General features: G+C 55.8%; 16 protein-coding genes. 12 read left to right on the top strand and 4 right to left on the bottom strand.

From position 1 onward, the window contains the following. Positions 1 to 22: 22 nt before the first annotated feature. Both ACRZ91_RS20140 and ACRZ91_RS20135 read left to right on the top strand, forming a co-directional pair. Positions 23 to 1,054, top strand: a complete 1,032-nt coding sequence (locus ACRZ91_RS20140; protein ID WP_170476815.1) for a substrate-binding domain-containing protein — start codon at positions 23 to 25, stop codon at positions 1,052 to 1,054. Between the two features lies 1 nt (position 1,055). Next, complete coding sequence (locus ACRZ91_RS20135; RefSeq protein WP_480908138.1) at positions 1,056 to 2,366, top strand: GH1 family beta-glucosidase; 1,311 nt, start codon at positions 1,056 to 1,058, stop codon at positions 2,364 to 2,366. 6 nt (positions 2,367 to 2,372) lie between these two features. Here the strand turns inward: ACRZ91_RS20135 and ACRZ91_RS20130 are convergent, their stop codons facing one another. After that, on the bottom strand, positions 2,373 to 2,867 hold the full coding sequence (locus ACRZ91_RS20130) for a ZrgA family zinc uptake protein (protein WP_170476820.1): 495 nt from the start codon (positions 2,865 to 2,867) through the stop codon (positions 2,373 to 2,375). A gap of 272 nt (positions 2,868 to 3,139) precedes the next feature. Here ACRZ91_RS20130 and ACRZ91_RS20125 point away from each other — a divergent pair, with 272 nt between their 5' ends. The 10 genes from ACRZ91_RS20125 to speB all read left to right on the top strand — a co-directional run bounded on the left by ACRZ91_RS20125 (position 3,140) and on the right by speB (position 14,211). Then, positions 3,140 to 4,408, top strand: coding sequence for an imelysin family protein (locus ACRZ91_RS20125; RefSeq protein WP_480908136.1), 1,269 nt, complete (start codon positions 3,140 to 3,142; stop codon positions 4,406 to 4,408). 128 nt (positions 4,409 to 4,536) lie between these two features. After that, complete coding sequence (locus tag ACRZ91_RS20120) at positions 4,537 to 4,830, top strand: (2Fe-2S)-binding protein (RefSeq protein WP_170476823.1); 294 nt, start codon at positions 4,537 to 4,539, stop codon at positions 4,828 to 4,830. Continuing rightward, a complete protein-coding gene (gene bfr, locus ACRZ91_RS20115; RefSeq protein WP_480908134.1) occupies positions 4,778 to 5,263 on the top strand; it encodes a bacterioferritin in 486 nt (161 codons plus the stop codon). Before ACRZ91_RS20120 ends, bfr begins: the two co-directional genes overlap by 53 nt. Beyond that, positions 5,223 to 6,770, top strand: coding sequence for a di-heme oxidoreductase family protein (locus ACRZ91_RS20110; protein WP_480908132.1), 1,548 nt, complete (start codon positions 5,223 to 5,225; stop codon positions 6,768 to 6,770). Before bfr ends, ACRZ91_RS20110 begins: the two co-directional genes overlap by 41 nt. 3 nt (positions 6,771 to 6,773) lie before the next feature. Then, the gene (locus tag ACRZ91_RS20105; protein WP_480908130.1) at positions 6,774 to 7,784 is read left to right on the top strand and encodes an imelysin family protein; all 1,011 of its coding nucleotides are present in this window, start codon (positions 6,774 to 6,776) and stop codon (positions 7,782 to 7,784) included. Between the two features lie 3 nt (positions 7,785 to 7,787). After that, positions 7,788 to 8,873, top strand: a complete 1,086-nt coding sequence (locus ACRZ91_RS20100; RefSeq protein WP_480908128.1) for a DUF1513 domain-containing protein — start codon at positions 7,788 to 7,790, stop codon at positions 8,871 to 8,873. A gap of 102 nt (positions 8,874 to 8,975) precedes the next feature. Further along, a complete protein-coding gene (speA, locus tag ACRZ91_RS20095) occupies positions 8,976 to 10,865 on the top strand; it encodes a biosynthetic arginine decarboxylase (RefSeq protein WP_480908126.1) in 1,890 nt (629 codons plus the stop codon). Positions 10,866 to 10,879: 14 nt separating this feature from the next. Then, positions 10,880 to 12,091 carry a saccharopine dehydrogenase family protein gene (locus tag ACRZ91_RS20090; RefSeq protein WP_480908124.1) on the top strand — a complete coding sequence of 404 codons (1,212 nt, stop codon included), beginning with the start codon at positions 10,880 to 10,882 and terminating at the stop codon, positions 12,089 to 12,091. Positions 12,092 to 12,202: 111 nt separating this feature from the next. Beyond that, positions 12,203 to 13,372, top strand: a complete 1,170-nt coding sequence (gene nspC, locus ACRZ91_RS20085; protein WP_480908122.1) for a carboxynorspermidine decarboxylase — start codon at positions 12,203 to 12,205, stop codon at positions 13,370 to 13,372. Then, the gene (gene speB / locus ACRZ91_RS20080) at positions 13,369 to 14,211 is read left to right on the top strand and encodes an agmatinase (RefSeq protein ID WP_480908120.1); all 843 of its coding nucleotides are present in this window, start codon (positions 13,369 to 13,371) and stop codon (positions 14,209 to 14,211) included. The genes nspC and speB overlap by 4 nt, the downstream gene beginning before the upstream one ends. Here speB and ACRZ91_RS20075 read toward each other — a convergent pair. The 3 genes from ACRZ91_RS20075 to qhpG form a co-directional block, all read right to left on the bottom strand. Beyond that, positions 14,208 to 14,798: an HD domain-containing protein gene (locus tag ACRZ91_RS20075; RefSeq protein WP_480457739.1), complete on the bottom strand. Its 591-nt coding sequence runs from the start codon at positions 14,796 to 14,798 to the stop codon at positions 14,208 to 14,210. The two genes, speB and ACRZ91_RS20075, sit on opposite strands and share 4 nt — an antisense overlap. Positions 14,799 to 14,883: 85 nt before the next feature. Continuing rightward, positions 14,884 to 16,017, bottom strand: coding sequence for an LPS export ABC transporter permease LptF (lptF, locus tag ACRZ91_RS20070; protein WP_480908118.1), 1,134 nt, complete (start codon positions 16,015 to 16,017; stop codon positions 14,884 to 14,886). A 72-nt stretch (positions 16,018 to 16,089) separates the two neighbouring features. Then, positions 16,090 to 17,505, bottom strand: a complete 1,416-nt coding sequence (gene qhpG / locus ACRZ91_RS20065; RefSeq protein ID WP_480908116.1) for a flavin-dependent monooxygenase QhpG — start codon at positions 17,503 to 17,505, stop codon at positions 16,090 to 16,092.

Here is a 17,505-nt window from a genome sequence, read left to right as displayed (position 1 = left end):
ACTTGAAAGCGCTTTGAATACTATGAACCTAAAGAAACTCTCAGAGATTCTTGGTCTTTCACAGACAACCGTCAGCCGAGCGCTGAACGGTTATCCCGAAGTGAATGAGGAAACGCGTATCCGGGTTCAGGCTGCCGCTACAAAACACGGATACCGCCCAAATAGCCGCGCCAAAGGACTGGCGACAGGGCGATCCATGGTAATTGGGCACGTGATCCCGTTCTCTTCTCAGCACGAGATGGTCAACCCGATATTTGGTGATTTTGTTGCAGGTGCTGCGCGCACTTACGCACAGAATAACTATGATATGATGTTCACTCACGCGCCTGACACCTCAGTCGAAGACTCCTATCGAAGCCTGTTCAACAGAGGGGTTGTGGACGGCGTCGTGCTTCAAGGCCCCAAAGTCAACGAGCCGCGGATATCCGTCCTGTCGCAAATGGGGGTGCCGTTCATTGTACATGGTCGTTCTACGGGTGCCGACGTTCCTTACGACTGGATCGACGTGAACAATCAGCGCTCATTCGAGAGGGCGACACAATTTTTAATTGATCTCGGCCACCGGCGCATTGCACTGATCAACGGGCTGGAAGAGATGGACTTTGCTCAGCGCCGTCGGAATGGATACGTCTCAGCGTTAAAACACTCAGGAATTGAGATTGCGCCGGAGCTGTTGCGCAGCGCCGAGATGACAGAAATTTACGGGCATCAAACCGCCTGCGACATGCTGGATTTGGACGATCCGCCGACGGCCATTCTTGCCTCGTCCATCATCTCAGCCGTTGGTGTCCGGAGGGCCCTGGAAAATCGCGGCCTGAAGATGGGGCGGGATATTTCAGTCATCGCGCACGATGACGAACTGTCCTACATGCGCAACGGCATAGATGTACCGATATTCACCGCCACACGGTCCTCGGTCAGACATGCCGGAGAGTTGGCTGCTGAAATGCTGATTGGACGGATCAACGCCCCCAACGACCCACCCAAAACGCGCCTGTTAGAGGCCGAGCTTGTTGTTGGCAGCTCAACCGGTCCAGCACCACAAAGGATGTGAAATGAAACACAAACGCTCGGATTTTCCGGTCGATTTTCAGTTTGGCGTCGCAACGTCGGCCTACCAGATTGAGGGTCATGCTCAGGGTGGCGCAGGAAAGACCCATTGGGACAGTTTCGCGGCCACTCCGGGAAACGTCGTAAACGCTGAAAACGGCGATTTGGCCTGCGACCACTACAATCGATATGAACAGGATTTGGATCTGATCCAGGACGCTGGGTTCGACTGCTATCGTTTCTCGACCAGCTGGGCTCGAATCTTGCCCGAGGGACGCGGGCCAGTCAATCAACAAGGCCTTGATTTCTATGATCGTTTAGTTGACGCCCTACTTGAACGCGGAATCAAACCCTGCGCAACGCTGTATCACTGGGAACTCCCCTCGCCGCTTGCTGACTTAGGCGGCTGGCGAAACCGAGATATCGCAAATTGGTTCGCTGATTTTACAGAAATCATCATGGGCCGTATCGGCGATCGCATGTTCAGCGTGGCATCGATCAACGAGCCGTGGTGCGTAAGCTGGCTCAGTCATTTCGAGGGCCAACATGCCCCTGGCTTGCGTGATATCCGCGCCACCGCCCGTGCCATGCATCATGTCTTGCTTGCCCATGGTCGCGCAATCGAGGTTATGCGTGGATTGGGCATGTCCAATCTGGGCGCGGTGTTCAATCTGGAATGGTCGGAACCTGCCGATGATTGCACCGAAGCACATTCTGCGGCGGCCCTATATGACGGGATCTACAACCGGTTCTTTTTGAGCGGGGTCTTTAACAAATCCTACCCCGAGAATGTTCTGGAGGGTTTAGCACCGCACCTACCCAAAGGTTGGCAGGGCGATTTTGAGACCATCGGCAGTCCGGTCGATTGGTGTGGGCTGAATTTCTATACGCGCAAGCTAATTACACACTCCGACTCGGCCTGGCCCGCTTTAAAAGAGGTTCCAGGCCCGCTGCCCAAAACGCAGATGGGGTGGGAAATTGATCCTGCGGCGCTTTCGCGATTTCTGATCCGAACTGCACGCGATTACACGGGCGATCTATCGATATATGTCACTGAAAACGGTATGGCGAGCGCTGAGCGCCAACAGGATGAAGACCGAATTGATTATCTGGATCAACATCTGGCTGAAGTACGCCGGGCTTTGGATCACGGTGTGCCGATCAAAGGATATTTTGTCTGGTCGTTGCTGGACAATTACGAATGGGCGCTGGGGTATGAAAAACGCTTCGGACTGGTCGATGTAGATTTCAAAACGTTGGAGAGAACACCCAAAGCATCATATTTTGCCTTGAAAAACGCGTTGACGCAAAGCTAACGCACTCTAGTCCTGCAGGGTCAGCACCGGCTGATCGCGATACACCGTATAGCTGAAGGCACCTTCGACCGAAATCAAACTGACGTCCAGTTTCTGAGCGTCGGGAAATAATTCAAAATAGGTGAACCGGATCGACGTCACCAAATCTATTTCCTCGCATTCCAACACATAGTCCGCTTGAAATTCGGCGTGTTCCCTGGTGTGATTTTCGGTTTTGTCATCCACTTGCCCAAAACCAACCCCAACAAGGGCCACATTCGCAGACGCGGTTTCGCATCCAGCTTCTGATGGCAAATTGAACAACCTCAACGGTTCTGAGAGATCCGAGATCGCGGCCGCAACTTCTGCCCGTTCTTCGTCGTTTTCTGCTGAGTGCTCAAAGCCCACAACATCCATGCCCGGGGCCGCAAGAATCACGGTGAACTGATTACTATCCATTGATATTGCCACTCGTCCAACACCGTGGGTATGCGCTTCGACCGCAGCCAACTTTTGAGCCATTGGTATGGTTGGCAAGAGCATTAACAGTACTGCCGCGCATTTCATCTCAAACACCATTAAACAAACAAATCTCATGATATTTTAGTCTAATTACCCTCCTGCGCAATTGGCTTACATGCATTTCAACCCCACCAGATATGGGGAGGCAAATTCAGACTTTATATCTGATAATAAAAGTCAGGTTGACTTTGTTGACTAATTAACTCAGATATTTTCGCGTCCACCCCGCAACTGTGCGGGAGCCGAACCCGTTGAGAAGGAATGAATTCCAAATGACCAAATTATTCACTGCGACCAGCGCCCTTACGTTGTGCATCGCAGGTGCAGCTGTCGCCGACGCCCCGTCTAAAGCAGATATTCTGAGCACCTATGGCAACATCGCGGAAGCCAAGTTTGACGACAGCCTGATTGCCGCGAAAAACCTGCGAGCTGCCGTCAACGCTCTGATCGCTGACCCGTCTGATGCCACGCTGAACGCCGCCCGCGCTGCATGGGTCGCCGCGCGTGTGCCTTATCAGCAGACCGAGGTTTATCGCTTTGGCAACGCAATCGTCGACGACTGGGAAGGCAAAGTGAATGCTTGGCCATTGGACGAAGGCCTGATCGACTATGTGGACGCGTCGTACGGAGGCCCGAGCGATGAGAACGAGTTCGCCGTGCTGAACGTCATCGCCAACCCCAGCTTTGAACTGTCTGGCGAAATCATCGACGCCAGCGAAATCACCCCTGCTCTTTTGTCGGATACGCTGCACGAGGCTGACGGGATCGAGGCCAACGTCGCCACCGGCTATCACGCCATCGAATTCCTGCTGTGGGGTCAGGACCTGAATGGCCATGGTGCTGGCGCAGGAAATCGTCCTTATACCGACTATGTACACGGTGACGGCTGCACTGGCGATAATTGCGATCGTCGGGCCCAGTATCTGAGCGCCGCAACCGATCTGCTGATCAGCGATCTGGAATGGATGACGGCCCAGTGGGCTGAAGGCGGTGATGCGCGTGCCGCACTTGCAGCAGACGAGACTGCCGGTGTAAGTGCAATCCTGACCGGCATGGGCTCACTATCCTATGGTGAACAGGCGGGTGAACGCATGCGCTTGGGCCTCATGCTGAACGATCCCGAAGAAGAGCATGATTGCTTTGCGGACAACACCCATAACAGCCACTATTACGATGGTCTGGGCATCCAGAACGTATATCTGGGAAGCTACACCCGTATCGATGGCACTCCGGTATCTGGTGCATCGTTGTCCGATCTGGTTGTCGCAACCGATCCGTCTTTGGATGCAGAGATGAAAGCCAAGCTCGCGAGCACCATGAAAGCTTTGGGCAACATCAAGTCGACTGCCGAGGCTGGTTTTGCTTATGATCAGATGCTGGAGCGCGGCAACGAAGGCGGTGAAGCTCTAATCATGGGTGGCGTGAATGGACTGATCGACCAAACCAAAACCATTGAACGTATCGTAACCTTGCTGGAACTTGACCAGATCGAGTTCGAAGGTTCGGACAGCCTGGATAATCCTGACGCGGTTTTCCACTAAACGCTACGGCCGGGCGCGATTGAATTGCGCTCGGCCAATTCTACGAAAGGAGTGTGGCGTCTTGACACTGGACGCAAAACAAAAAACCAACTATTTCACTAAGAAAAACGAATTCAGGCTGAGTCGCCATGATTGTATGCCACTGTACTAATATCTCAGACCACGACATCCGCGCCGCGATCAGCTGGATGCGCACCGCAGATCCGCAGACCATAATCACCCCTGGCAAGATCTATCATGCCCTTGGTAAATCAGCGGATTGCGGCGGATGCATGCCTCTTTTCCTAGACACAATGCGTTCTGACGATAATCTGGAAGTCCCCATGCAGCTTCGAACATTGCGGTCCGGAGCATCACAGGAGAAATCACATGAAAGGCGATCCCAAGGTTATCGAATATCTCAACAAATCACTGCGGCATGAACTAACGGCTGTTAGCCAATACTGGTTGCACTATAGGCTTCAGGAAGATTGGGGCCTTGGCCATATGGCCAAGAAAAGCCGCGAAGAATCCATCGAAGAGATGGAGCACGCGGATAAACTGATCGAACGCATTATTTTTCTCGAAGGTCACCCCAACCTGCAAAAACTTGATCCCTTGCGGATCGGCCAGACACCCAAGGAAACTCTTGAATGCGATCTGGCAGCCGAAATTGATGCAAGAGCTCTTTATAAGGAAGCGCGCGAATACTGCCGGGATGCCGGCGACTACGTGTCGATGTCTCTGTTTGAGAAATTGATGTCCGATGAAGAGGACCATATCGACTTTCTCGAAACGCAGCTCGACCTCTATGGAAGGATTGGCGAAGCCAACTATGCGCAACTCAACGCATCAACCATGGACGAGGGCGAGTAGACTCGCCCTGGCATCGGTGGCCGCACTGTCGGCCACCCCCTCCCTCGCGACCGAGCTACGGGACCCACATCTAAACTTCATTCCCAGAACAGACGAAGAGCGTGCGCGGATTGCTGCGGTGACAGCCTCACCCGAAAAGTTCAGTGCACTCCAGCGGTTCGAAGAATTATCCGCTGGCGCGGCGACTGTACGCGTTCGTACCGATGCCGATGCGTTTTCTCAGCCCTCCGCCAACATCAGTTTCGAACAGGAATTGGATTTCAAAGTAGGCAATGGATTGTTCAAGAAAATCTGGGTCTCATCGCCCTCCTCAACACTGGCTTCAGATGGGTTAGGCCCGCTTTATAACGCCCGCTCGTGCCAGCGGTGCCACATCAAGGATGGGCGCGGCCATACACCTAATGGACCGGATGACAACGCCGTCTCGATGTTTCTACGGGTCTCGATTCCCGGCAACCCAGAGGATGCTCCTGCCGAGATTGAGGACTATATCGCCACCTTGCCCGACCCGAATTATGGCGGGCAGATGCAGGATTTCGCACTGGCCGGCCATCCGGCAGAATATCGGTTGAGCATCACATTCGAAGAAGTCCCAATCGAGCTGTCCGAAGGTGAAATTGCTTCGCTTCGCCACCCGACCTACCATGCGGCCGACTTGGGGTATGGCCCATTGCATCCCGATGCCATGCTCAGCCCCCGAGTCGCGCCACAGATGATCGGCTTGGGATTGCTCGAATCCATCCCGGTTGAGGACCTGTTGGCACGGGCCGATCCTGATGATGAAGATGGCGATGGGATATCGGGACGACCGAACATCGTGTGGTCGTTAGAATTTGGCGAACCGATGATGGGCCGCTTTGGCCACAAAGCCGGAATGCCTACGGTGATGGAGCAATCATCGGCGGCCTTTGCGGGTGATATCGGCATTTCTAGCCCGCTTTACCCTGCCCCCTTCGGCGATTGCACCGAGCTGCAGACCAACTGCATAGATGCCCCGCACGGTGACACTGATGTGCGCGGGTTTGAGATTGACCAAATCGGCATGGATCTCGTCGCTTTTTACAGCCGCAATTTGGGTGTCCCCGCCCGGCGTGAGACTGATGATCCACAGGTATTGCGCGGCAAAGAAGTGTTTCACACATCTGGCTGTGCCTCCTGTCACACACCTGCTTATGTCACCCATCGAATGCCCGATCGACCCGAACACAGTTTTCAATTGATCTGGCCCTACACTGACCTGCTGCTGCACGACATGGGCGAAGGACTGGCCGATAACCGCCCCGAGGCCCGCGCCACGGGCCGTGAATGGCGTACTCCGCCGCTGTGGGGGATTGGATTGACAGAACGTGTATCGGGCCACACCCAATTCCTGCACGACGGTCGGGCACGCTCTCTGCTCGAGGCTGTCTTATGGCATGGCGGAGAGGCCCAAACCGCCCGCGACACGGTTGTATCAATGCCCAAGTCTGACCGTGATGCGCTGATCCAATTTCTAGAGAGGCTATAGTTGATGCGGAGCCTTACCCTATTCACCGCTTTATTGATCCCATTCGGCGCTTATGCGCAGGATCGCGCGCCGATTTTGATGGATGTGACTGAAACACATATCCTGCCGCGCTTTGCGCAATTGGCGGATGCGACTGACACCTTGGCCACCACCGTGCAGGCCGATTGTGAGCCACAATCGGATACCCTGCGCGCAGCCTACTCTGCAGCATTCGATAGTTGGATCTCAGCCAGTCATTTGCGGTTCGGTCCAACCGAGACGGATGACCGGGCCTTTGCCATGGCCTTCTGGCCCGACACAAAAGGGTTCACACCAAAAACCCTTTCCCGGCACATCAAAGACGAAGACACAGCTGTCGAGTCGCCCGCCGCATATGCCGAAACGTCGATTGCCGGCCGCGGTTTTCTGGCGCTTGAACGAATGCTGTACGATCCAGCCATGGCCGAACAAGGCAACGTCGCCTATCGCTGCGCGCTGATCCGCGCTATCGCTACCGACATTGATCGGAATGCAGATGAAATGAACGCCGATTGGCAGAGTTTCGCACCAAATCTAACCCAGCCGGGTGACGACAGCCCCTATCGCACGGGCGATGAGGCGATGCAGGAACTGTACCGAGCGCTGACAACAGGCCTCGAATTCACCGCTGATACACGGGTCGGTCGCCCCTTGGGCACATTCGAACGTCCTCGTCCAAACCGCGCCGAAGCGCGTCGGTCAAAGCGATCATTGCGCCATGTGGAGCTATCATTGATCGCGCTACGCGATATGGCCGCCCGCCTGTCCTTCGACCACCCCGAAATCGCAGCTGATCTTGATACAGCCTTTGCACAGGCAATAGATCGGGCTCAATCGCTGGATGACCCCGACTTTGCCAAGGTCGACACACCGCAGGGCCGCATCCGGGTCGAAGCGTTGCAACAATCGATCCACAAGATTAGCGAGATCGCCTCAACCGAGCTTGGTCCAACGCTCGGCATCAGTGCTGGGTTCAACTCACTGGACGGAGACTGAGCTTTGACCAACCGGCGCAATTTCCTTGCAGGTCTCGCCGCTGCCAGCCTGACGCCCGCATCCGGCTGGTCATCGGTGGGCGCGCCTGTTTATCTTGCCGCCGGGCTATTCCCCGATGGCAGCTATCGGCTTTCCGGGCTGGATAACGCGGGCGCCATACTCTTCTCGATCCCTTTGCCTGCGAGGGGCCATGCTGCGGCTGCCCATCCGTCCAAGGCGCAAGCCGTCGCCTTCGCACGCCGTCCGGGCACATTCGCCATTGTGGTAGATTGCAATAGTGGTGATGTCATCAAACGACTGACAGCCCCTAAGGGCCGCCACTTCTACGGGCACGGCACATTCTCGGCCGATGGCACACGGTTCTTCACGACCGAGAACAAATATGAAGCCGCAGAAGGCGTCATAGGCGTTTGGGACGCCAACAACTTTACTCGGCTTGGAGAGTTCGCCTCGGGCGGCGTTGGTCCCCACGACATAAGGCTGATGCCCGGCAGTGACATGCTAGTTATCGCCAATGGCGGTATCGAAACCCACCCCGATACCGGCCGAACGAAGCTTAACTTGCCTACAATGTTGCCCAATCTCGCCTATGTCGACCTATCGGGTTCGGTATTGGCAAAAGTGGAGCTAACCGGCGCGCAGCACAAAAACTCAATCCGTCATCTTGCTGTGCGTGGCGATGGTCTCGTGGGTTTCGCGATGCAATGGCAGGGCAATCAGACCAAGCACCCACCCTTGTTGGGCTTGCACAAACTTGGCGAAAACCCTCGCCTGCTTTCCGCCCCTGAAAGACAGCAAAGCGAGTTGCACGGGTATGCTGGCAGCATCGCGTTCTCCAGCGATGGACATTCAGTTGCAATTACCTGCCCCAGAGGCAACGCGCTACATCGCTTCGATGTGACGAGTGGTACTTTTATGAATGCCTACACGCTTGAGGACGTCTGCGGATTAGGCGCTGGCGCAGAAGATTTGGTATTCACCACCGGTACCGGTGCCTTTGGGTCTCTGAATGCCGCGCACGCCAAAATCTCGTCTCGGCAGGATTGCCAATGGGACAACCATTTGATCCCAATCCAAACAACCGATTAATACGCAGCGAGAATCCGATTCGCAGTTTATGCTTGGACGAATCGAACCGCTACCGTATTGGCAGGCGCGAAACCTGCACCCTGATTCCAAGGATAAACCTGATTGAAACAACCGCCCATCGCACCGCATTCCATCTACGGGGTTGAGAAATGGGGCAAAAGCCTCATTGAGGTGACAGATCAGGGCGAGATCGGTCTACGTAATCCGATGGCTCCCGATGCCACTGCGATTAGCCTGCCGGGTATCCTAAGTGACTTGGATGATCGGGGCATCAAGGCGCCGATGGTGCTACGTGTGGCGTCTTATCTGGAACATGAGATCGCGCATTTGAATGAAAGTTTCCGCGACGCAATCAAGCGCGTTGACTACAAAGGCCAATATCGCGGCGTTTTCCCGATCAAGGTGAACCAGCAGGCTCAGGTCGTCGATCGTATCGTCGAGTTCGGCAAGAAATACAACTATGGGCTTGAGGCCGGTTCCAAACCCGAACTGGTCGTCGCGCTGGCCCACCGCTTGGCCTCTGAAGCGTTAATTGTCTGCAATGGCGTCAAGGACGCCGAGTTCATCCAGCTTGCGATCCTCAGCCGCAAGATCGGTTTCAATACGGTCATAGTTCTGGAAAGCCCAAAAGAGGCTGACACGGTTATCCAGGTCTATAACGAGCTTGGCATCGAGCCCTTGATCGGCGTACGGGTCAAGCTGACCAATCAGATCAGCGGTAAATGGGAAGAAAGTTCGGGCGACCGATCCGCCTTTGGGATGAACACCGACCAATTGGTTGCCACAGTGGATAAACTGCGCGACGCCGGCCTGCTGCATTGCCTGAAGCTGCAGCACTCACATCTGGGCTCACAGGTACAGGACGTCAACGACGTGCGCCGCGCTGTAGGCGAGGCGTGCCGCTACTATACCGAACTCACGCGCGAAGGCGTACCGCTCACTCATTTGGACCTGGGCGGCGGTATGGGTGTGGACTATACCGGCGAAAAGAAAGCCGCAGAAAATTCAATCAATTATACGGTTGAAGAATACTGCGCAAACGTGGTCGAAACTGTGGCCTATGCCATGGACGAAGCTGAAATCGATCATCCCACACTTATCACTGAAAGCGGACGGGCAGTCGTGGCCACATCTTCGATGCTGGTCTTTAATGTTCTGGAGAGCACGCTTTACGACGCCCCGACCGGTCCCGAAGTCGAAGCTGATGATCATCATATGGTCTCGGACCTCGCTGCAGTTCATGGCTATCTAAGCAGCGATCGGCTGCAGGAATGCTGGAACGACGCCACCTTCTACCGCAACGAGCTGCGCGCGCTCTTCCGGCGGGGCTATGTCGACCTGCGCCAGATGGCCCGTGCTGAACGGATCTACCTGTCGCTTATGGCACGCCTCAAGTCTCTGGCTGCAAGCGATGATCTGGAGTCGGATGTGGACGACCAATTGGAGAAAGTGGCCGATATCTACCACTGCAACTTCTCACTGTTCCAATCCCTTCCTGACGTTTGGGCCATTGATCAACTTCACCCCATCGTCCCACTACAAGGCCTGAACCAAACGCCTGACCGCCGCGCCGTTCTGTCAGACATCACCTGCGACAGCGACGGCAAGATCGACCGGTTCATTCTGGCCGACGGTGTCTCACCCAGCCTGCCAGTACATTCCCTGCCCGAAGATGATGAGTACTTCATGGGTGTCTTCTTCGTTGGCGCTTATCAGGAAACCTTGGGCGATCTGCACAACTTATTCGGCGATACCAACGTCGTCACCATCGACCTGCGTGCTGACGGAGGCTTTGATCTGCTGCACGAACAAGAGGGCGACACGATCAGCCAAGTCCTGTCTTACGTGGAATTCGACCCACAGGATTGCGTCGCCGCCTTCCGCAAAATGGTGGACGAGGCGATCTCGACCGGTACTCTGATGGCCAAGGACCGCAAAACCCTGATGAGCGCCTATCGCGACTCGATCAATGGCTACACCTATTACGAATAAAAAGGAGACAGACCATGGGCAAAACACTGGTTGTCGGCGCAGGCGGCGTATCTCACGCTGCAGTGCACAAGATGGCGATGAATTCGGACATTTTTACCGAAATCACCTTGGCCAGCCGCACAAAATCGAAATGCGACGCCATCGCCAAGGCGGTGAAAGAGCGTGTAGGCGTCGATATCAAGACCGCCGAACTGGACGCTTACAAGGTCGAAGACACGGTCAAGCTGATCAAGGAAACCGGCGCAGAAATCCTTGTGAACCTCGCCCTGCCCTATCAGGATCTGGTGCTGATGGACGCGTGCCTTGAGGCGGGCATCCATTATCTCGACACCGCAAATTATGAGCCTGAGGATGAGGCCAAGTTCGAATACCATTGGCAGTGGGCCTATCAGGACAAGTTCAAAGAGGCCGGTCTGACAGCGATCCTCGGCTCTGGCTTCGATCCGGGCGTGACCAGCGTATTCGCCACTTGGCTGAAGAACCATAAGCTGGACACCATTCGTCAGATCGATGTGCTGGACGCTAATGGTGGCTCAAACGATCAAGAATTTGCCACTAACTTCAACCCCGAGATCAACCTGCGCGAAGTGTTGGCCGAAGTACGTCACTGGGAGAACGGCGAATGGAAACATTCCCCCGCCATGACCCATAAGGTCGAGTTCGACTTCCCTGCCATCGGTCAGAAAAACATGTACCTGATGTATCACGAGGAACTGGAATCACTCTCGACCCACTTCCCCGAAATCGAACGCGCCCGCTTCTGGATGACCTTCGGCGATGCCTACATTACCCACGCCAAAGTGCTGGAGAATGTCGGCATGACCCGCATTGATCCGGTGATGCATGACGGCAAGGAAATCATCCCGATCCAATTCCTGAAAACTCTGCTGCCTGATCCCGGTGACCTGGGTGCAGAAACCAAAGGCAAAGCCTGCATCGGCGACATCGCCACGGGCCAGGCCAAAGACGGCTCGGGTGAGAAAACCTATTACATCTACAACATCTGCGACCACGAGGAATGCTATGCCGAGGTCGGCAGCCAAGCCGTCAGCTACACCACTGGCGTACCCGCGATGATCGGTGCCGCACAGGTGCTGAAAGGCAACTGGGTGCAGCCCGGCGTGTGGAACATGGAACAGCTCGACCCGGACAACTTCATGGACATGCTGAACGAACACGGCCTGCCGTGGCAGGTCCACGAGCTCGACGGCCCGGTCGAGTTCTGATCCATCGGGGTCGGTCTGAGCGACCGCCCCGCTTCATCTGGCCCAAAATATCTCGGGGGGGCCCGGGGGGCTGGTCCCCCGGGGCCTCTCCACCCAACGGAGACGCCTGTTATGTCCGACATGATGACCACGCAGGCCGGCGACGCCGGAGCCTTTCGCAACTTCGATCTAAGCCGGGTTCCCACGCCGTGCTTCGTGATCGACGAAATAGCCGTCGAGCGGAATCTGAGCGTGCTCGCCGAGATCGGCAACCGCTCAGGTGCGCATGTCCTGAGCGCGCTCAAAGCCTTCTCAATGTTCTCGCTCGCCCCATTGGTTCGCCAATACCTCGGCGGCACCTGCGCGAGCGGTATCTATGAGGCACGTTTGGGTCGTGAAGAATATGGCGGCGAGGTCGCGACCTTCTGCGCCGGGTACAAAGACGCAGACACAGATGAAATTCTCACTCTGTCCGACCATATCATCTTTAACTCTCCGGCTCAGAAGGATCGCTTCCTCTTCAAAGCCCAGGCAGCAGGCGTACAGGTTGGCCTGCGTATCAACCCCGAGCACTCCGAGGGTGAGATCCCCAAATACGACCCCTGTGCGCCTTGCTCACGTCTCGGCACGCCTGTCAGCCAACTGACCGCAGACGCCCTGACCGGCGTCGATGGGTTGCACATGCACACACTCTGCGAACAGGGGTTCGAGCCGCTGCAACGAACTTGGGACTCTGTGGACCCCAAACTCGCCCCCTTCATGGACCAGCTCAAGTGGCTGAACTTCGGCGGCGGCCATCATATCACGCGCGATGACTATGACCGCGACGGGCTGGTGGCCTTCATCAAAGCCATCCGCGCAAAACACAACGTCGACGTCTATCTCGAACCCGGGGAGGCGGTGGCGTTGGACGCGGGCATTCTGATCGGAGAAATCCTAGACCTACCAACAAATGGCATGAACCTCGCAATCACCGATATTTCGGCCACCTGCCACATGCCCGACGTGATCGAAGCCCCGTATCGCCCAGCCCTGATGGACGAAGCCGCGTCAGGCCATACCTACCGTCTGGGCGGTCCGTCCTGTCTGGCCGGCGATGTGATTGGCGATTACACATGGGACAAGCCTCTGGAGATCGGCCAGCGCTTTGCTTTCCTCGATCAGGCGCATTACTCGATGGTCAAGACCAACACCTTCAACGGTGTTCCCTTGCCCACCATCGCCTTATGGAACAGCGAAACAGACGAACTGAAAATCATCAAAAAGTTCAGCTATGACGACTTTAAGGACCGCCTTTCATGAGCATTTTTCTTGATAGTGAACTGACCACATCCGAGCGCACCGAGGACGCCCGCTTTCGCGTGATCCCGGTGCCTCTGGAGCGCACGGTCTCTTACGGATCTGGCACCGCAAAAGGGCCTGAGGCGATCATTGAGGCCAGCAACGAGTTGGAGCGCATCACGGGCCACGCAGAACCTTGCGTAGACGGCATTTTCACCGAAGAACCCATCGATTGCGACGCCGCCCTGCCTGAAATCATGGAACGCCTCGCCCAACGCACCGAAGCTGCCATCCGTGCGGGCAAAGTGCCCGTGACCTTGGGCGGAGAACATTCGCTCAGTTTTGGTGCAGTGATGGGTATCACCCGTGCGCTCAACAAACCCATCGGCATCGTCCAGGTCGACGCCCATGCCGATCTGCGCAACGCCTATCAGGGGGAAAAGCACTCCCACGCCTCGGTCATGCACCTTTTGGCCGAAGAAGGCATCCGGCTGGCGCAATTCGGCGTTCGTGCCTTCTCGACCGAAGAAGCGCAGAGCCGTCTGAAGAACCGCATTTTCCATGTGGACGCCGAAGAATTGGTGACTGGTAATATCCATTCGGTCGACCTGCCCGAGGATTTTCCCGAACTGATTTATGTCAGCTTCGACGTTGACGGGCTGGATCCATCACAAATGCCTGCGACCGGCACGCCCGTACCCGGAGGGCTGGGATACTATCAGGCGCTGCACCTGGTCGAGCACGCCCTGAAGGGCCGGAAATGTGTGGGCTTCGATGTGGTCGAGTTGGCCCCAGACGGCAATGCCGCCTGGGACTTTACCGCCGCTCAGATCGTCTATCGACTGATGGCCGCCTGTTAACCTTCAGACGTCTCGTTCAACTCCATATGCCCCTCGCCCTTGTTTAAGACGCGGCGTAGCATGGGTTCAAAGAACTCCAGCGGCTTTGTTGGATAATCAGGGTCAAATGCTTTCTGATCGTATTCGTGGCAGAAATATCGGCAGTCCTCCCAATACGGGCTGTCGCGATACTTGTCGCGCGCATTCCGGTCACCACCGAGATGGTGATTATAATAGTATCCCTGGAACACACAGTGGTGCTTGAGGATCCAATAGGTTCTCTCGCTTACATATGGCTTCATCATCGCAGCTGATAACTCACCGTGATTATAAGGCGACAGGATATCACCCGTGTCATGGATCAAAGCTGCTACAACCAACTCTTCATCGGCACCATCCTCATAAGCGCGTGTCGCGGCTTGCAGGCTGTGTTGGTAACGATTCACCGGATAAGGCGTCCAGTCTTCATCTAGCGATCGGATGGCATCGAGAATACGATCTGGCAGAGCCGCGTTATAGGCCTCTTCATACTCCATGACCGCATCCCAATCGGCCTTCGTTGCCTCTTCAAAACTGGTCCAGGTGGGTTTGTGGGTTTTGTCCAGCATTGCGCGCTCCTGTGGCTGCTTTCGCGCCTAGATTATACAGACCGATCAACAACGCAAAAGAATTCGACGCGACAAACGCCAAGTATCATACAGAGGAAATGGCGCCGTTGCCGGATGACTTACGGAGCAAGGGGCGTCCGGCAATAGTCAGGAACAAGCCTGACAATGCGACGCCTAGTATCGCCGGAAGGTAAAGCAAAATCCACAAACGTGGATCTCCGATCACTATAGGTGAAACAAACCCCCTTACGCCTTCCAACAATACGAGAATCGTGAAGGCTCCGAGTATCTGAGGCAACAAGCCAAAACGCGAAAAACTGCCGAGCATGAGCGCCGAATAGCCGACCAAGGCAATCGCAATACAAATGGCGATCCATGAGAATCGCTGATGCAGTTCATCAACCAGATGACCGACGCTGTGGTAATCTTTCACGGCAACAGCTTCCCGATCCCAGATCAGCTCGATCGTAGGTATCGCCTCAAGGCTCCGGTGGCCCATTTCCGAGTTCAGTGTCAGCTCTGAAATGTCGTAGGATGCATCTTCGAAAAACGTTGATGACAACGTGTTGCCAGCCTCATCAAATCGCAGCGCAATCCCATCTAGCATAACCAGATGAATGCCTGAGGTCTGGTTGACCAGATAAGCTGTGGTGCTGGAATAGCTGACGGGATTTATCGCTTCTCGCCGGTCCGAAACAAAGACCTCGCGCAGCGTACCGTCCAGATCGATACTGCCAATATAGACGGTTACACCGTCTGCCGGGTGCAGGAATTCGCCTTCATTCAGCAGCTGAGCAGTCACATCACCAGCGACCTCATCCTGTCTTTTTTCCAGCTGATCAACCGATGCAGGTCGAAGAAACACACTGATGACCGCCATTATCAACCCAGCGCTCAGCCCGAACATCAAAACCGCGCGCGCCAGACGCCAAGGGCTCGATCCAGTCGCCAGCATAACCGTCATCTCACTTTCCCGGCTCAAGCGGTTGGTCGCGTAAACAGCGGCAGCAAACACCGCCATCGGCATAACCGTCCGGATCAGTGTCGGTAGGGTTAGCGCGGTGAATTCCAGAAACACCATTGCAGACTGGCCACCGCTAATCACGCGGTCAAACAGGCTGACCGAACGTGTGATCCAGAAGACACCGACAAGGACCAGTGTGAAAAAGCCAAACAGCACCAGCAATTGCCGCAGGAAATACCCATCAAAACGCGACATGCGACCTCTTGTTACTTGGCGGTTGGCGTTGCGGAGAAGCTTATGCCATTCGGATGGCAGAGGGAACCGTGATTAAGCCCGATCAGTTGCCGGGATCAGTATGCGATGGTGCCAAAGCCAGTCCAGAATGCGAGCCGCTCGTTCGGCATCGAGTGTATAAGACCAACATGCAACGATCTTACTCGCGTTTTGTGGCCAATGTAAGCGCTGCAACAGGAGGCCAAGCGAAGCGCCCTCGAGATTTGCGACAGGCCGCTGCAGATTTGGGTGCTTCAAAACAAGTCCCGGCTCAATATGCGCGGCGACCTGAACCCCAGACGTAATCAGCCGTGTTTTCGACGACAGGGTCAGGGGCATATCATTGCGCAACCTCTCTGGGTTAGGGTCGGTTCGAGGCGATTTGAGCCAGTCCAACGGATGTGCCCGCTCGGCCCAGAACAGCGAAGGACTGACCGCATGCTGCCTCGCATAGAAATCCGCCGACAGCGCGGCGTGGGTCTGTACACGCTCAAACTGGCGGTCTGCGTAGAAGGTCAAAGCCAGTTCGCTGTGTTCGGGCGTATCCAGCAGCGTGTTTATCACTGCTGCGGCCTGCACTGCCTGCCCCATGGCCAATTGCACCCCTTGCGATGACAAAGCGTCGACCGATAAACTGGCTTCCCCGACCCGCAGAAGATCTCGCGCCGGAGGTGTGACCTCGGTTCGGCTGGTTGCGTCCACCCTCCGGACTGGCCCGATCCGGCGCTGTTCCAGACATGGGGATAACAAGGTCGATTGCGCCAGCAGGTTCAGGTAAAGATCGCGCCGGTCCGCAGGTGAAAGCCCTGTGCAGCTCTCGGGTTCAACAAAAACCATTGCATTGACCACCCCACCCGGCAACAGTGCACCCCAGTACCAGTGCGACTTGCCTGCTTCGACCCGCGCTTGTGGGCCGAAGCCTGGGGGAACCTGCCAATAAGCATAGAGCGCCAATAAAGGCTGAGAGGCTGATCGAAACCTGCGGCCCAGCCCGGCTTGCCGGCCTGCGGCATCCAGAAGGATCCGAGCCTGAACCTGGAATGCTTCCGTATCGGTGCGGACCGGTATTGCCCAGCCTGATCTATCGCGCATCGGGCGGTATGCCCGTGCGGGCTGGATGATCTGAACTCCCGCCGCCCGCGCGGCCCGCAGCAGTTCCGCATCAAACTGGCCTCGATCCACTAATAGACCGGGGTAATCGCCGTCTGCACCGCGACGCTCGAACGTTCCGGCCCAATGCAGGATCGATCCGCTTGCGCGCAGAAACCCGGCTTGCGCCACGGTTTCTTCGACGCCCAGAAGGTTCAGGATCGGCCAGATTGATGGTGGCAGAGATTCTCCGACATGCTGGCGCGGAAAAGTTTGTCTTTCGATCAGGCAGACGCGGCGACCCAGTTGAGCTAACCTCAGCGCCGCCGCGCTGCCTGCTGGGCCGCCACCGATTACGCAGATTTCAGTCTCGATGGCCAT

The organism is Ruegeria sp. O11 (assembly GCF_056535285.1).
The sequence above is the reverse complement of the archived record's forward strand: the minus strand, read 5'-3'. Positions and strand labels throughout refer to the sequence as shown.

Excerpts from the sequence above, each read along its gene's own strand:
- ACRZ91_RS20075 (WP_480457739.1), bottom strand. The coding sequence starts at position 14,798 with ATGCTGGACAAAACCCACAAACCCACCTGGACCAGTTTTGAAGAGGCA.
- ACRZ91_RS20125 (WP_480908136.1), top strand. The coding sequence starts at position 3,140 with ATGACCAAATTATTCACTGCGACCAGCGCCCTTACGTTGTGCATCGCA.
- ACRZ91_RS20135 (WP_480908138.1), top strand. The coding sequence starts at position 1,056 with ATGAAACACAAACGCTCGGATTTTCCGGTCGATTTTCAGTTTGGCGTC.
- speB (WP_480908120.1), top strand. The coding sequence starts at position 13,369 with ATGAGCATTTTTCTTGATAGTGAACTGACCACATCCGAGCGCACCGAG.
- bfr (WP_480908134.1), top strand. The coding sequence starts at position 4,778 with ATGAAAGGCGATCCCAAGGTTATCGAATATCTCAACAAATCACTGCGG.
- ACRZ91_RS20130 (WP_170476820.1), bottom strand. The coding sequence starts at position 2,867 with ATGGCTCAAAAGTTGGCTGCGGTCGAAGCGCATACCCACGGTGTTGGA.
- ACRZ91_RS20090 (WP_480908124.1), top strand. The coding sequence starts at position 10,880 with ATGGGCAAAACACTGGTTGTCGGCGCAGGCGGCGTATCTCACGCTGCA.
- lptF (WP_480908118.1), bottom strand. The coding sequence starts at position 16,017 with ATGTCGCGTTTTGATGGGTATTTCCTGCGGCAATTGCTGGTGCTGTTT.
- qhpG (WP_480908116.1), bottom strand. The coding sequence starts at position 17,505 with ATGGCCATCGAGACTGAAATCTGCGTAATCGGTGGCGGCCCAGCAGGC.
- ACRZ91_RS20140 (WP_170476815.1), top strand. The coding sequence starts at position 23 with ATGAACCTAAAGAAACTCTCAGAGATTCTTGGTCTTTCACAGACAACC.
- ACRZ91_RS20105 (WP_480908130.1), top strand. The coding sequence starts at position 6,774 with ATGCGGAGCCTTACCCTATTCACCGCTTTATTGATCCCATTCGGCGCT.
- ACRZ91_RS20120 (WP_170476823.1), top strand. The coding sequence starts at position 4,537 with ATGATTGTATGCCACTGTACTAATATCTCAGACCACGACATCCGCGCC.
- nspC (WP_480908122.1), top strand. The coding sequence starts at position 12,203 with ATGTCCGACATGATGACCACGCAGGCCGGCGACGCCGGAGCCTTTCGC.
- ACRZ91_RS20110 (WP_480908132.1), top strand. The coding sequence starts at position 5,223 with ATGCGCAACTCAACGCATCAACCATGGACGAGGGCGAGTAGACTCGCC.